Origin of the sequence: Shewanella sp. JNE2 (assembly GCF_023159115.1) — a bacterium.
GTDB lineage: Bacteria > Pseudomonadota > Gammaproteobacteria > Enterobacterales > Shewanellaceae > Shewanella > Shewanella putrefaciens.
The window spans coordinates 1,207,359-1,222,485 of the sequence record NZ_CP096169.1 but is presented as its reverse complement, the minus strand read 5'-3'; the positions used below and the strand labels follow the sequence as shown (position 1 = coordinate 1,222,485).

Sequence of the window (15,127 nt, the reverse complement as noted above, 5' to 3'; positions counted from 1 at the left end):
AAAAATCTTGATGGCACTTGCGTATTTTACTCGCACAGACTCATGTTTTAGTGGTAATTACGAATTATTTATGATTAACAACAAGAATCTGCTAAATTTTGCAACTCAAGTCACTGCCCATTTACTGGCAGCCCATGTTATTCTAAATAAAATTTTGATCTGTCTGCCCAGTTAATACCCAAACAACCTGAAGATGCAAGATTCAGCGGGAATTTAAGGCACCTTTAACAACACAAAATAGGTTAATTACCCATGGTCATCTTTTCTGCCTCAGCCATGTTTTTTTATTGCATTGCGTTGGTATTAGTGACAAGCCGACTTTTTCATCCCGAAGGTCCAAATCGTAGGGCCGTTGCGGGTGTCGCATCGATTGCCGTGATATTACATGCTGCAGCCCTTTCACAGGGAATTTTCACTACAGACGGCCAAAATTTTAGCCTGACGAATGTCATCTCACTCGTAAACTGGATTATCGCCTTCACTTTCACTGTGTTGATGTTTAGGCTTAAAGTGATTGTTGTCGTCCCCGTGGTCTATGCCTGTTCTGTGTTATCTGTAGCCCTACTTTGGCTATTACCGCCTAAATTTATCATCCATTTTGAACTCTATCCCGAAGTGTTAGCTCACGTTGTCTTGTCACTTATGGCCTATAGCGCATTAATGATTGCCGCTTTGTATGCAATACAACTCGCCATGATCCAAAACAAGCTCAAGAAAAAACAATTGATGCTAAGTCCCGGTATTCCCCCACTAATGACAGTTGAGAAACAGCTTTATCATCTCGTGATTATTGGGGTGATTTTGCTCAGTTTATCGCTAGCGACAGGGTTCATCTTCCTCGATGATATGTTTGCCGATGGCAAAGGCCACAAAGCCATACTGTCAATAATGGCGTGGTTTGTGTATATCACTATGCTGTGGCAACAATACTGGGTCGGTTGTAAAATTCGTACTGCTGTCATTTATACCCTTACAGGTGCAGGCCTGCTGACGCTCGCTTATTTTGGAGCACGAATTGTCAAAGAGTTGATCCTCAGTTAATAATGTTAAGTCAGCTGAGATCGTAAAGGTCTTAACTGACTTGACACTTTTTTAAATATCGGTATCTACTTAAGTTTACTGGCCATATTGGAGCCTATTTTTGGACGCTATATCGACAAGCGCACTCCTTATTTTCCTACTAGTGCTCATCATGTTCTCCGCCTATTTTTCAGGCTCAGAAACCGCCATGATGACCCTCAATCGTTATCGTTTAAGACACCTCGCCTCCAATGGCCATAAAGGCGCTATACGGGCATTAAAATTGTTAGAACGACCAGATCGACTTATCGGCCTTATTCTGATCGGCAATAACTTAGTCAATATATTAGCTTCTGCTATTGCGACTATCATCGGAATGCGACTTTGGGGAGATTTAGGTGTTGCCATTGCAACAGGGGTGCTCACCTTAGTCGTGTTAGTCTTTGCCGAAGTTACGCCTAAAACTATCGCCGCCTTGAATCCTGAGCGGATTGCCTTCCCATCCAGTGTACTCTTACGTTGGTTGTTAGTCTTATTAGCACCATTGGTAAAGGGAGTTAATTTAATCACTTCCGGCTTTTTACGTTTAATGGGCATTAAAACCGTTAATAGCAGCGATGCCTTAAGCCAAGAAGAATTACGTACTGTCGTACATGAGGCCGGAGCACTTATCCCCCAACGTCACCAAGAAATGTTGTTATCTATTTTGGACTTAGAGAAAGTCACCGTTGAAGATATTATGGTGCCACGCTCTGATCTCTATGCGATCAATGTGAATGATGAGTTTAAGGTTATCAATCGCCAAGTTATCCAAAGTCCCCATACTCGAGTATTGGTGTACCGCGATACGATTGACGATGCGGTGGGTTTTATCCATTTACGCGATGCATTACGCCTACAATCAAAAAAACAATTTAGTAAATCATCACTGCTCCGCGCAGTAAAAGAGCTTTATTTTATTCCAGAAGGGACACCGCTTAATGTCCAACTAGCTAATTTTCAACAAAATAAAGAACGGATTGGTTTGGTGGTTGACGAATATGGCGATATTCAAGGCTTAGTAACGCTGGAAGATATCCTAGAAGAAATTGTAGGCGATTTCACCACTTCAATGGTTACAGCACCAAGTGAAGATATTACTGTGCAGCAGGATGGCAGCTATTTAGTGGATGCTAGCATTACAATTCGTGATTTAAATAAAGAAATGAAGTGGGATTTTCCAACAGATGGGCCTAAGACACTTAATGGGTTAATTTTAGAATACCTAGAAGATATTCCTTCAGAAAACACCAGCTTACGCCTCGCCGGCTATCCGATAGAAGTCATAGAAGTTGCCGATAACATGGTAAAAACAGTGCGAGTTATTCCTATACATTACCATCCACCTCGTTAGCTTAGCTTTCATCAATTAAACAAAATCGGCTTAATGGTTTAGCCGATTTTGTGCACCACGAAATTTATTTGCTTTTTTGCGCCTCAAGCATACGACGCTTTTCAATTGCGACTGCCGTGATTTGCTCATTAAGTGACTTTTCTAGTCCAAGCATAAAGTAAACTTCTGCCATTAAAAAAAACGGCCCAATTAATAACTGATTTAAGTCATCCACAAATGCAGGCTTAGCTTTTTCATATCGATGACCAATTAATTGAAATATCCATCCGACAATAAAGAGGGCTAAGGCTAACCAAACGGCATAGGAAAAATGAGCAACAAGCTCAGTAGTATAAAGCACTGGGATCAAAAAAAGAGTCAAGCCTAGTGCCAACTTAACATGTAGACGCACATAATAAACCAGCACGAGTCCCCCTAAAACGAGACCTAAACTGATGTCACCCAAACTCCCCAATGGTATGCGGATTGTCGCCAGTAATAAAAAAGCAGACCAAATAATCAGTGGGATACCCACAAAATGGGTCTGAATATTACGATGATTTAGATGCACACTTTTGTAGGTTGATAACTGCTCTGCGGCGGATTTCATCTTGGGCTCCTTTTGCTCTGTCCCTATACGTTTCTGGTTCCTATAAATTTGCGCCATACATGACGCCTAGACCATAAACTAGCCCAAAAATAATCGACTGAACAGCATAAGTAACAAAAATATTACAATCAAACACAAAGCAGTAAAAAGGGAGCATAAAGCTCCCTGCATCATCAAACATAAGATATCAGCACGATTCGAGGATCACAGTCGCAATGGCATAAGACTTTTCATCCGCGATCGAAATATGTCCAAAGACACCATTGAGGAAAGCCAAACGCTGCTGCGCTCCATCGGTAAAGCGAATAGTGGGCGCACCATCTGGCGTATTACCAATATGAATGTGTTGAAAAGACACTCCACGGCCAATACCTGTCCCTAACGCTTTAGCGGCTGCTTCTTTTGCCGCAAATCGTTTAGCAAGATAGCGATTCGGCTGACTATGGGCGATATAAATCGCCAATTCAGCCTCAGTCAGCACGCGTCTAGCCAGCTTGTCGCCAGAACGCGCAACATGGGCCTCAATACGCTCAATCTCGACAATATCAGTGCCTAGGCCGACTATCGCCATTATTCGCCTCGGCGACCTTCAAGCATTAACGCTTTCATGTCTTTCACTGCCGTCGCTAAACCGTCAATGGCAGCACGTGCGACAATCGCATGACCGATATTGAGCTCATATAACTCAGGAATCGCCGCGATGGGTTTAACGTTGTGATAATGCAAACCATGACCCGCGTTAACCACTAAGCCTTTGCCATGGGCGTATTTTGCCATTTCGCTAATACGCGCTAACTCAATAGCTTCTTCCGCTTCAGTTTTAGCATCGGCATAACAGCCCGTATGAATTTCAATAAGCGGTGCGCCAGAGGCAACAGCGGCATCAATTTGAGTTTTATCCGCATCGATAAATAAGGAAACTTGAATGCCCTCTGCGGCTAAACGAGTCACTGCAGCAGTGATTTTATCTAACTGCCCTGCCACATCTAAGCCGCCTTCAGTGGTGACTTCTTGGCGTTTTTCTGGCACTAAACAGACATAGGTCGGCTTAATTTCACAGGCGATGTTAAGCATTTCTTCGGTCACAGCACATTCAAAATTCATGCGGGTTTTCAAGGTTTTTGCCAACAGATATACATCGCGGTCTATGATATGGCGTCGGTCTTCACGCAAATGGATAGTGATGCCATCGGCGCCAGCATGTTCAGCAACGGCAGCTGCATGCACAGGATCGGGATAACTGGTGCCACGGGCTTGGCGCAGAGTAGCAATATGGTCGATATTCACGCCCAATAAGATACGGCTCATCGGGAACTCCTTAATGTTTAACGCTGATATTGCGGCCTATTGTACTTAGCCTCACACAAAAAAACACTGAAGCTCACGCTAAAAACAGGTGCTATGGCGAATTATTCCCATCAATCTTAGTTGGCGTAGCAGAATTAACGAACAATTGCCGACTGAGCAAAGGTTTAGTCCCGAGTAATGGCTTTAATAGCGAGCGCATTAATAACTTAGCACTCAAAAATTGTGCTTCAGTCAATTGATTATCGTTAAGCGCCATCAACATGGCACCTTGATAGGCATTACGAGCACGGGAGTTGAGCACAAATTGAAAGCCTAATTCAGGCACGAGTTGGTAATAATCGTCAGGAACCAGTGTCTCCCCCAAAGTATCGCGGCTAAGGGATGGCATTGCGCCTAACTCTTGCAGTAAGGCGAGTTCAATATAACGCAACTGGGATTGGCAAAACTTCGCGGCAAGACCGACTAAGGCTCGGTGATAAATGAGAAATAACGCTTCGGCGTGGTGCTGCACAGACAGAGTGCGAACCAGTAACTCATTGATATACATGCCAGCAAACAAACTTTGGCCAGAAAGAGGTACCGCAGGCGCAGCCGCTTCGATTTGGGTTAATGTTTTTAACTCAGACTTACCGCTAAATTCAAAGATCAGCGGTTGAAAAGGTTGGAGAATGCTCTTGATAGAGCGCTTACCGCTGCCCGTTCGGGCAACCACATCAACCCGACCAATGCCATCAACTAAAAGGTTAACTAAGACACTGGACTCTCGATACGGACGATGATGCAGAACATAGCCACGTTTCATCGATAAGCGCACTCAAAGATAAATAAATTAATCGTCACCGTAACCTAAGCTACGTAGGGCACGTTCATCATCGGCCCAACCGGATTTCACTTTTACCCACACTTCGAGGAAAACTTTGTTATCAAATAAGGTTTCCATATCGAGGCGAGCTTGAGTCGCAATAGTGCGAATGCGTTCGCCTTTGCTACCGATCACCATACGCTTTTGACCTTCGCGCTCAACAAGGATCAAGGCATTAATCTGATAAACGCCATTTTCCATCATCTTAAACTGCTCAATTTCAACTGTCGCATCATAGGGTAATTCATCCCCTAAGAAGCGCATCAGTTTTTCACGCACAATTTCCGATGCCATAAATCGTTGCGAGCGATCTGTAACATAGTCTTCAGGAAAGAAGAACGGGTTTTGTGGCAAAGATGCCGCAGCTAATTCTAAAATGCGCTGTACATTGGTGCCTTTACTGGCAGAAATCGGTAAAATTTCATCGAAAGGATACTTCTTTGCCACTTCTTCCAAATAGGGAAAAAGCGCTTCTTTATCTTTGATATTATCCACTTTATTAATGGCTAAAATAGTTTTACGTTCTTCACCGCCACGGCGCAGTTTACTTAAAACCATTTCATCATCGGCGGTCCACGTCATGCCGTCGACCACGAAGATCACCATAGCCACATCGGCAAGCGAACTTGCTGCGGCGCGGTTCATCAGACGGTTAATCGCCCGCTGTTCTTCGATATGCAAACCTGGCGTATCGATAAACACGATTTGCTTAGGACCATCGGTATGAATACCCATAATACGGTGACGGGTCGTTTGTGGCTTTTTAGAGGTAATGCTTATCTTTTGGCCAAGCAAACGATTGAGCAAAGTTGATTTACCCACGTTAGGGCGACCAATAATCGCCACCATGCCACAATAAGTGACATCGTATTGGGCCGACGGCGTTGGCGCAGCCGCATTCATCCTTGCCAGTAATTCATCTAAACTCGGCTCAGTTGCCGCATTCGCAGCATCGATACCTGACAAGTCTGTTTTTTTTGTCATTTCTTTAGTAACTCCAATACTTGAGCGGCCGCGATTTGTTCGGCTTTGCGACGTGAACTCGCCACACCAATCACGCTTTGACTCAAGTCTTCAATACGACACTCAACGGTAAATGTCTGATCGTGAGCATCGCCTTCTATGTTGATAACTTGATAGTCAGGCAAGGGCTTTTTCAACCCTTGTAAATATTCTTGCAGTAAGGTTTTGGCATCCTTTTGGCTCACACCCGGTTGAATCTCAGCTAAACGCTCGGCATACCAAGTTAGCAGTAATTTTCGGCACACTTCGAGATCAGAATCGAGATAAATTGCACCAATAATGGCCTCTACCGCATCGGCAAGAATCGATTCACGGCGAAATCCACCGCTTTTTAATTCACCGGGGCCGAGATATAAATAATCGCCGAGTTTAAACTCCTGGGCAATGATCGTTAAAGTATCACCACGTACTAAAGTTGCACGCATGCGGCTTAAATCGCCCTCAGTCGCCTTAGGAAACTGATGATAAAGTGCGTCGGATATTACGATAGATAAAATCGAATCACCTAAAAACTCTAAACGTTCATTGTGCTTATTTGCCGCACTTCTATGGGTCAAAGCTTGAGTTAAGAGTTCAATTTGAGTGAACTCATAGCCCAAAGTACGACACAAACGAGGCAAATTTTTAATCGGTTCCATGCTATTTAATTCCACCTACACGCTCAAAACGAACGCCGCTTGGCACCCAAGTAGGCAGCAAGCCAGCCTGTGAACGGTCAAATTCAAAACTGATCCAAATCGCTACCGCTTTACCTACTAGGTTTTCTTCAGGCACAAAACCCCAGAAACGACTGTCGGTACTGTTATCACGGTTATCACCCATTGTGAAATAATGGCCTTCTGGCACGACAAATTCACCTGCGGGTAAATTACCTTCACGCTTAAAATATCCCAGCATGTCAGGACGGGTAGGATTAATTAAAATATCGTGGGCAACATCACCAAGTTGCTCGGTATAACGCAATAAAGGCACACCGTCTTGACTAAAATCACCACGGCTAACCTCGGTGCGAGCCACGACTTCGGGTTCAGGACAATTAACTTGCTCTGCGCCACAGACTTTTTGAAGCATTAACTGCTTATTGCGGTAAATGATGCGATCACCCGGTAAACCAATTACACGCTTGATGTAATCAATTTGCGGATTTTCAGGATATTTAAACACCACCACATCACCACGCTTTGGCTCGCCTGTTTCGACTAATTTAGTGCGCCATACAGGATCTTTAAGACCATAGCTAAATTTTTCCACCAAAATGAAATCACCCACCAAGAGGGTTGGCATCATAGAACCCGATGGAATTTGAAATGGCTCATAAATGAATGAACGCAGGATCAACACAAAGGCAATCACAGGGAAGATAGAATGCGCAGTTTCGACTATGGTCGACTCACGAATAATTTGGTACTCAGCTTCTTCAGTTAAATTGGCCTGAGAAACCTTTGCTAACGCTAAATTATCGCGGCGCTTAGGGGCAAAAACCAACACATCTACTAACCAGATAAGCCCCGAAATAAGGGTTACCAATACTAAAATAATCGAAAAATAGGCTGCCATTGCTTATTGAACTCCTGCCTGAAAAATTAAAGGTTCCTAACTCAGCGAATATCGAACTTTAGTTAACTTACCGCATTTATCTAAAAACGTCACAGAATCATGCAATAACCTAACTAAAGCGCCGCAAACTGCGGCGCAATAGTCAACTAAATTATACTGCTCACGGCCACGATTACTCGTTGAGCTTAAGTACCGCTAAAAATGCCTCCTGTGGCACTTCAACGTTACCGACTTGTTTCATCCGTTTTTTACCCTCTTTTTGTTTATTTAAGAGTTTTTTCTTACGGGAAACGTCGCCACCATAACATTTTGCCGTTACGTCTTTACGTAGGGCTTTAACGGTTGAACGAGCAATAATTTGGCTGCCCACCGCTGCTTGAATCGCAATATCAAACATTTGACGGGGAATTAGCTCTTTCATCTTTTCAACTAAAGCTAAACCACGGTGACGAATATTGGATCTATGGATAACCATTGCAAGCGCATCAACACGGTCGCCGTTGATAAGGATATCTAAGCGCACCATGTCCGCGGGATCAAAACGAATAAAGTTATATTCGAGTGATGCATAACCACGACTGGTTGATTTCAGACGATCAAAAAAGTCCATGACCACTTCTGCCATTGGCAAATGGTAAGTCACAGCTACTTGGTTACCGTGGTAAACCATATTGACTTGAGTACCACGCTTTTCAATACAAAGGGTAATCACGTTACCTAAGTATTCTTTTGGCACTAAAATATTGGCCTCAACAATCGGCTCACGCATTTCTTCAATATTGTTGATCGCGGGCAAATCAGACGGGTTATCGACGTAAATCGTTTCACCGTTGGTCATCACCACTTCATACACTACGGTTGGCGCAGTCGTGATCAACTCTAGATTGTATTCACGTTCTAAGCGCTCTTGCACGATCTCCATGTGGAGCAGGCCTAAATAGCCAATACGGAAACCAAAACCGAGTGCAGATGAACTTTCTGGTTCGAAGAATAATGATGCATCATTCAAACTGAGTTTGTTCAGCGCATCGCGGAAGTTCTCATATTCATCGGTCGAAATCGGGAATACACCCGCGTATACCTGTGGTTTAACCTTTTTAAAACCAGGCAAAGGCTTATCCGCGCCATTTTTTGCTAAGGTCAAAGTATCACCCACGGGTGCACCGTGAATTTCCTTCAGACCCGCAATCACAAAGCCAACTTCACCAGTTTTAAGTTCAGTCTTATCGGTCTGTTTTGGCGTGAAAATACCCACGCGATCCGCAGTATGGTTTTGCCCGGTGGACATCACCTTAAACTTGTCACCTTTTTTCAGGCTACCGTGTTTAATCCGCACTAAAGAGACTACGCCTAGGTAGTTATCAAACCAAGAATCAATGATTAAGGCTTGTAGTGGTGCATCAGGATCGCCTTCTGGCGGTGGAATTTTGGCAACAATGACTTCTAAAACATCATCGACACCGACACCCGTTTTAGCCGAACAACGCACCGCATCCATAGCATCAATGCCAACAATATCTTCAATCTCGGCGGCAACACGTTCTGGATCGGCTTGTGGTAAGTCAATTTTGTTTAAAATAGGTACCACATCCAGATTCATATCCAGCGCGGTATAACAGTTTGCCAATGTCTGAGCTTCTACGCCCTGACCCGCATCAACCACCAGCAAAGCGCCTTCACAAGCAGCTAAGGACCGTGACACCTCATATGAAAAGTCAACGTGGCCTGGGGTATCAATAAAATTGAGTTGATAGACTTGGCCATCTTTGGCTTTATAATCCAAAGTGACACTTTGTGCCTTAATCGTGATACCACGCTCACGCTCAAGATCCATAGAATCGAGCACTTGAGAATCCATTTCACGGTCGGTTAAACCGCCACAAACCTGAATAAGACGATCTGATAGCGTCGATTTACCGTGGTCGATATGGGCAATAATTGAGAAGTTTCTAATGTGTTTCATTATGCTGCAATGACTAATACTGAAAATGGATACGGTTCAAAGGAGCGAAATTGTACCTGATTGCGGTTTTAATACCAATCAGATTCACTCCTCGTTATATTTATGCCAAAAAATGGCAATTAACACGAATGATAATTGCCATAAATAAAACTTTAATCAATTGAAATTAATCGGATAATTTATCTAAACTAACACCTACACCTAAATAAGCCAAAATCACAGGATGGGCATCAACTTCAAGCTGTTTAGCTTTATTTCTACCAAATGACCACGCAAGTAACGCGCCAAGTGTGGCTAATGCTATTGCAAAAAGATTAGAATCAACATCAAAAAGATGGCCTAAAAACTGCCCTAAAGCAGCGCCAATGAATAATCCAAATAGTGGAATAAGGTATATCAATGCTGCTGCTTTTAGGATAACACTCTCTGGAAGCCCTAGCTTCAATAGCTCGCCGGGCTCACAAACACGCTCACTTTGAATAGAGAATTGCTGTGTTTTTGATGAAAATGCCTGAGCAATTGCTGAAGTACCACAGGATTCACTGCCACTACAACTTTTACAGGTACTCTTAAGCTCTACTTCTACGGTCAACCAACCATGCTTATCAGCACTAACGACTCTCGCCACTTCTTCCATCATAGCCAAGCCCCTATTGCAATGTTAGGCTTTTAGCAATGCGAGCGAGTGTCGCGGTAGGAACTTTACCGACGGCAACAACTTCTGCATTACCTACCTTTTCAGAAACAAGCGATAGGCCATTACGGGTAATCAACTCCTCCGGCAATGGGCTTGTCCCTGCTCGAGCAACGTAAACTGAAATATTGGCAAGCCCATCAGTCAATGCGATATATTCAACCGCCTCATGGCTACCAATTAAGCGATGATGATCTCGAACAACCACTGTAAATCCTGCCGGTAACCAAGAAAATTGCCAATTCTGACCATCTTGACGTTCTGCTTGATCAATAACCGCGGGCCACTCTTGCTTATAAGCTTCCTGTAAGATAGAGGGAGGCTCACTAAACTCAATCAATTCAATCACCATAATCTGCTCAAGTAATTGTTTATCTTGAGTCAGCATGTCGTATCTCAAAGGGAGAAATGTATCCATGTCGAGCCAAACTTGAAAACCATAACGATATTCATCATTAGGTAATAAACGGATCATTTGTCCAGGACGCCCAGCAATCCGAGTTCGACCACCCAAAACAAACTGGTAACCGACTTCTAAATCTCCCGTATTGGCAGAAAATACGGCGGGCCAAACACCCTGAATATGGTTAGATATGATGCTATAGGCAGGTTGGTCATGCTCAATAAAAGTGACTCTATTACCCACTCGAACGGCATTTTTAGGTGGGCCATTAAGGTACTCTAGAAAAGCAACTTCTTGATTATTAACCTTACCATGGATATAAACCAAAGGCCGAATATGATCGGCCTGAAGTTGAATAATTGATGCTTTAAACTCTTTTTCTTTTAAAGCCTGACTCATTTTTTCGAGCCAGACTTTGGCGGGCATATCTTCCTGCGCAATTGCAGGAAATACCAAGGCTAATAAAGCCAACAGGATTAGACGCAAGCTAACTCCTTACTACTTATTAACAGAAACGGGGGTAACCTCGTTATTGTCCTCTAGAACTACACCTGTGTTCAATCGTTGTTGCAACATATGATCTTGGATATAAGTATTAATTCTGCGACGTTGTTCATTCATCTGCTCATTAGTATAGCCTTGACTCTGTTGCACAGGGCCAGTTTGCAAGCTCACAGGCGATGCACTGCCAACTAATGGGCGAGTCATTAATACCGGAGATGGTGATGCCATATCATCAACATTTTGATTGTAATTTTGTACCCCCACAATCGCAAACATCGCAACGGCTGCGGCAATAGCATACTGCCCAAATTGCTTGAATAATGGTACAACGCGACTACTACCTGTATCTACCGAGACTTGCGCAGGCGAGCCGATTTCAGGAGCCGTAATTCGAGGGGCGACAATCGCAGGTTCAAGCTCAATTGCCGCAGCAATGTTAGCGGAAAGATCTAACACAATAGTCTGAGGTAACTCACCTCGCATAGCATCCCCTATCATATGATAGTTATGCCACTTACTATGCGAATGCGTATCGGCAACTAATTCTGCCATGGTATGCGCATCAGTCTCTCCATCGACCGCGGCAGATACCCATTCTTGACCTAATTTGTCCATTGTTCACCTGTCTAAATATAAGGGTGTTACTCTTCCAGTAGAGGCTGGAGTTTTTTATCGATAGCCTCTCGGGCACGGAAGATACGCGATCTTACGGTCCCAACGGGGCAATCCATGACTATGGCAATATCTTCGTAACTCATACCATCGAGTTCACGCAACGAGATAGCCATTCGCAATTCTTCTGGCAGTGTTTCTAAGGTATCGAAGATCACTTTTTTGATTTCATCCGATAACATTAGCCGTTCTGGGGAGGCGAACTCCTTCAGTGCATCACTACCTTCATAATATTCGGCATCTTCTGCATCAACGTCATTTGCAGGCGCTCTACGTCCCTGTGATACGAGATAATTTTTTGCAGTGTTTACTGCAATACGGTACAACCAGGTATAAAACGCACTTTCTCCACGAAAGTTTGGCAAAGCTCTATAGGCTTTGATAAACGCTTCCTGTGCTACATCGGCAACGTCTGCTTGATTACGTACGTATCGCGAAATCAAGCTGATAACTTTACTTTGATATTTAAGCACTAACAGGTTAAAAGCGTTTTTATCTCCCCGTTGTACGCGCTCAACTAATTGTTGATCACTTATTTGTCCACTCATCCGAGCCGACTTCTCCCAAATCTAAAATGCTGATTTCTCAGTCGCTCGAATCATATTCACTTATGTAGACTCGCGGGCTTTGAAAAAGTTCTTAAAATTATACAAAAAAAGTAAGGATAAAAGGAAAGTACCCATAATCCGTCAGTTGGTTTACCATAGGTGGTACTCTCAGTCACATCATGATACCCGATGAAACAAGTAGTTGAACACCAATCTGACATATTAGTCATAGGTAGCGGTGCCGCAGGTCTGACACTAGCTTTGCATCTTGCTGAAAAAGCGAAAGTAATTCTGCTCTCAAAAGGCCCACTCTCTGAAGGGTCGACCTACTACGCTCAAGGCGGTATCGCTTCCGTCTTCGATGAAGGCGACACTATCGAATCCCATGTCGCTGATACTTTGATCGCTGGAGCAGGCTTGTGCGATAAAGACGTTGTGACTTTTACCGCTGAAAATGCCAAAAGTGCTATGCAATGGCTTATCCAATGCGGTGTTGCCTTTGATAAAGAAGAAACAAACGGTGGCAACGCTGCGGACGCTCCCTATCACCTCACCCGTGAAGGTGGTCACAGTCACAGACGTATTTTGCATGCTGCCGATGCCACAGGTAAGGAAGTGCAAACAACCTTGCAAGCTCGTGCACTAGCCCACCCTAATATTCAAGTATTAGAACGCTATAACGCCATTGATTTAATTACGACTCGTAAACTAAATCGCCCAGGGAATCGCGTTCTAGGGGCTTATGTGTGGAATCGTAATGAAGAGCATGTTGAAACTGTAAAAGCTAAATTTGTCGCTTTGGCAACTGGTGGCTGTTCAAAAGTTTATCAGTATACATCTAACCCGGATGTTGCCAGTGGTGACGGAATAGCCATGGCATGGCGTGCCGGTTGCCGAGTGGCAAATATGGAGTTTAATCAATTTCACCCCACTTGTTTATACCATGCCGATGCTCGTAACTTTTTGTTGACCGAAGCCCTTCGCGGCGAAGGCGCTTATCTACGCCGTCCTGATGGTAGCCGTTTTATGCCAGATTTTGATGAACGTGCCGAACTCGCCCCCCGCGATATTGTTGCTCGGGCTATCGATTACGAAATGAAACGTCTCGGGGTTGACTGCGTATACCTAGATATCAGCCACAAAGACGCTGATTTTATTGTTAAGCACTTCCCAACCATTTATAGCCGTTGCTTAGAATTAGGTATTGATATTACTCAAGATGCAATTCCGGTTGTTCCTGCAGCACACTATACCTGTGGCGGTGTGATGACCGATTTGCATGGCCAAACTGATCTCAATGGTCTTTACGCGATAGGAGAAGTCGCCTATACAGGTCTTCATGGAGCCAATCGCCTTGCGAGTAACTCGCTTCTCGAATGTTTAGTGTTTGCCCGTGCAGCATCCCATGATATTGAAAGCCAATTACATAAAATTCAATTGCCTGGGCAAATTCCTCCTTGGGATGAGAGTAAAGTCTCTAACTCGGATGAAGAAGTCGTTATCGCCCATAACTGGCATGAGCTGCGGCTATTCATGTGGGACTACGTAGGAATTGTTCGCTCAGATAAACGCTTAGAGCGGGCACTGCGTCGCTGTTTAATGTTACAACAGGAAATTCAAGAGTATTACAGTAACTTTAGAGTGAGTAATAACTTGTTAGAACTGCGAAATTTAGTGCAAGTAGCAGAGCTTATAATCCGTTGTGCCATGGAACGTAAAGAAAGCCGAGGACTGCATTACAATATTGATCATCCAGAGAAACTCGACTCACCTCGTCCAACTATTTTACAACCTATTAAGTAAGCGAAAATTTGTCCGTTCAGACATTCATTATGCAAGCTAAATTTCAACCTGAGATTTAGCTTGCAGCATTTTAGCCTTAAGCAATAATCGGCATAAATGTCTATAGTCAACACCCGTAAACATATCGGCCCAAAGCAATACTAAACGCGTATTTTCTTCAACATCGATGTATATCATACATACAAATGGGGTAACCCATGTGCGCCTTAAAATTCTGAAATGTTCTCCCGTGGATAATCGACCGTCACCTTTACCATTAAGCATAAAGCTTAAACGCCAGTCCTTAAGCCTCCACAATTGCCATATCAAAAAGCTAACGGATAACAAAAACAATCCAAGCCGTAGCAGCGCCACTAACCAATGTTCTGTATAAGGCCAAATAAGGAATGATGAGGAACAAACGCACATAAAAACGACCAACGAGAGCCGTTGGTCGAAGGAGGCTTTTACGCTGAAACTATGGTGCTGCTCTTCCACGAACTTTAACAACCATGCGAGCTAGCTCTGCATCAGGACAGGCTTCATGCCCCATAAACCAAGCAAACAACTCAGGATCTTCACATTCTAATAATCGAATAAACGATGCTTTATCTATATCTGACAAATCTTGATAAATATTCTCGACGAAAGGTTGAAACAGCACATCCAATTCCAACATTCCACGACGACATGCCCAACGAACCCGTGCAATATTCATTAATTCCAAGGTATTTCTCCCAAAGTAGAGTTCGCATTAGTTTATCAGTAGCAGTGTTGGAGTGTCGATGAAACCAGTCTGAATTACACAA

At 43.6% G+C, this 15,127-nt stretch carries 17 protein-coding genes; 3 read left to right on the top strand and 14 right to left on the bottom strand.

All coding sequences use genetic code 11. From position 1 onward, the window contains the following. The first annotated feature begins 252 nt into the window (after positions 1-252). Together MZ182_RS05550 and MZ182_RS05545 are read left to right on the top strand one after the other, a co-directional pair. On the top strand, positions 253-1,041 hold the full coding sequence (locus tag MZ182_RS05550) for an inner membrane protein YpjD (RefSeq protein ID WP_011790267.1): 789 nt from the start codon (positions 253-255) through the stop codon (positions 1,039-1,041). Between the two features lie 100 nt (positions 1,042-1,141). After that, positions 1,142-2,413 carry an HlyC/CorC family transporter gene (locus tag MZ182_RS05545; RefSeq protein ID WP_248065604.1) on the top strand — a complete coding sequence of 424 codons (1,272 nt, stop codon included), beginning with the start codon at positions 1,142-1,144 and terminating at the stop codon, positions 2,411-2,413. A gap of 64 nt (positions 2,414-2,477) precedes the next feature. On the opposite strand, the gene MZ182_RS05540 is transcribed toward MZ182_RS05545, so the two are convergent. From MZ182_RS05540 to rpoE, 12 genes are all read right to left on the bottom strand, one after another. Continuing rightward, positions 2,478-3,002: a DUF962 domain-containing protein gene (locus MZ182_RS05540; protein WP_014610123.1), complete on the bottom strand. Its 525-nt coding sequence runs from the start codon at positions 3,000-3,002 to the stop codon at positions 2,478-2,480. Positions 3,003-3,189: 187 nt separating this feature from the next. Next, a complete protein-coding gene (gene acpS / locus MZ182_RS05535) occupies positions 3,190-3,573 on the bottom strand; it encodes a holo-ACP synthase (protein WP_025007382.1) in 384 nt (127 codons plus the stop codon). Further along, entirely contained in the window at positions 3,573-4,310 is a 738-nt protein-coding gene (gene pdxJ, locus MZ182_RS05530; RefSeq protein WP_011918893.1) for a pyridoxine 5'-phosphate synthase, read from the bottom strand. Before pdxJ ends, acpS begins: the two co-directional genes overlap by 1 nt. A 91-nt stretch (positions 4,311-4,401) precedes the next feature. Then, positions 4,402-5,112: a DNA repair protein RecO gene (gene recO, locus MZ182_RS05525; RefSeq protein WP_248065603.1), complete on the bottom strand. Its 711-nt coding sequence runs from the start codon at positions 5,110-5,112 to the stop codon at positions 4,402-4,404. 27 nt (positions 5,113-5,139) lie between these two features. Further along, positions 5,140-6,156 (bottom strand): GTPase Era, encoded by a 1,017-nt coding sequence (era, locus tag MZ182_RS05520; RefSeq protein WP_011790273.1) that lies wholly within the window; start codon positions 6,154-6,156, stop codon positions 5,140-5,142. After that, positions 6,153-6,833 (bottom strand): ribonuclease III, encoded by a 681-nt coding sequence (rnc, locus tag MZ182_RS05515; RefSeq protein ID WP_011790274.1) that lies wholly within the window; start codon positions 6,831-6,833, stop codon positions 6,153-6,155. Before rnc ends, era begins: the two co-directional genes overlap by 4 nt. A gap of 1 nt (position 6,834) precedes the next feature. Further along, positions 6,835-7,752: a signal peptidase I gene (gene lepB / locus MZ182_RS05510; protein ID WP_248065602.1), complete on the bottom strand. Its 918-nt coding sequence runs from the start codon at positions 7,750-7,752 to the stop codon at positions 6,835-6,837. Between the two features lie 172 nt (positions 7,753-7,924). Then, positions 7,925-9,715 (bottom strand): translation elongation factor 4, encoded by a 1,791-nt coding sequence (gene lepA / locus MZ182_RS05505; RefSeq protein WP_011918889.1) that lies wholly within the window; start codon positions 9,713-9,715, stop codon positions 7,925-7,927. A gap of 166 nt (positions 9,716-9,881) precedes the next feature. Further along, positions 9,882-10,355, bottom strand: a complete 474-nt coding sequence (locus tag MZ182_RS05500) for a SoxR reducing system RseC family protein (RefSeq protein WP_011918888.1) — start codon at positions 10,353-10,355, stop codon at positions 9,882-9,884. A gap of 10 nt (positions 10,356-10,365) precedes the next feature. After that, positions 10,366-11,298, bottom strand: a complete 933-nt coding sequence (locus MZ182_RS05495; protein ID WP_011790278.1) for a MucB/RseB C-terminal domain-containing protein — start codon at positions 11,296-11,298, stop codon at positions 10,366-10,368. 12 nt (positions 11,299-11,310) lie between these two features. Next, positions 11,311-11,931: a sigma-E factor negative regulatory protein gene (locus MZ182_RS05490; RefSeq protein ID WP_248065601.1), complete on the bottom strand. Its 621-nt coding sequence runs from the start codon at positions 11,929-11,931 to the stop codon at positions 11,311-11,313. Between the two features lie 26 nt (positions 11,932-11,957). Further along, complete coding sequence (gene rpoE / locus MZ182_RS05485; RefSeq protein WP_011790280.1) at positions 11,958-12,536, bottom strand: RNA polymerase sigma factor RpoE; 579 nt, start codon at positions 12,534-12,536, stop codon at positions 11,958-11,960. 189 nt (positions 12,537-12,725) lie between these two features. Between rpoE and nadB the strand changes: the two genes are divergently transcribed. Continuing rightward, on the top strand, positions 12,726-14,339 hold the full coding sequence (nadB, locus tag MZ182_RS05480; protein ID WP_248065600.1) for an L-aspartate oxidase: 1,614 nt from the start codon (positions 12,726-12,728) through the stop codon (positions 14,337-14,339). 36 nt (positions 14,340-14,375) lie between these two features. Here nadB and MZ182_RS05475 read toward each other — a convergent pair whose 3' ends face one another. Together MZ182_RS05475 and MZ182_RS05470 are read right to left on the bottom strand one after the other, a co-directional pair. After that, positions 14,376-14,816, bottom strand: coding sequence for a protein YgfX (locus tag MZ182_RS05475; protein ID WP_041420529.1), 441 nt, complete (start codon positions 14,814-14,816; stop codon positions 14,376-14,378). Next, positions 14,797-15,045 (bottom strand): succinate dehydrogenase assembly factor 2, encoded by a 249-nt coding sequence (locus MZ182_RS05470; protein ID WP_014610118.1) that lies wholly within the window; start codon positions 15,043-15,045, stop codon positions 14,797-14,799. The genes MZ182_RS05475 and MZ182_RS05470 overlap by 20 nt, the downstream gene beginning before the upstream one ends. Positions 15,046-15,127: the final 82 nt, after the last annotated feature.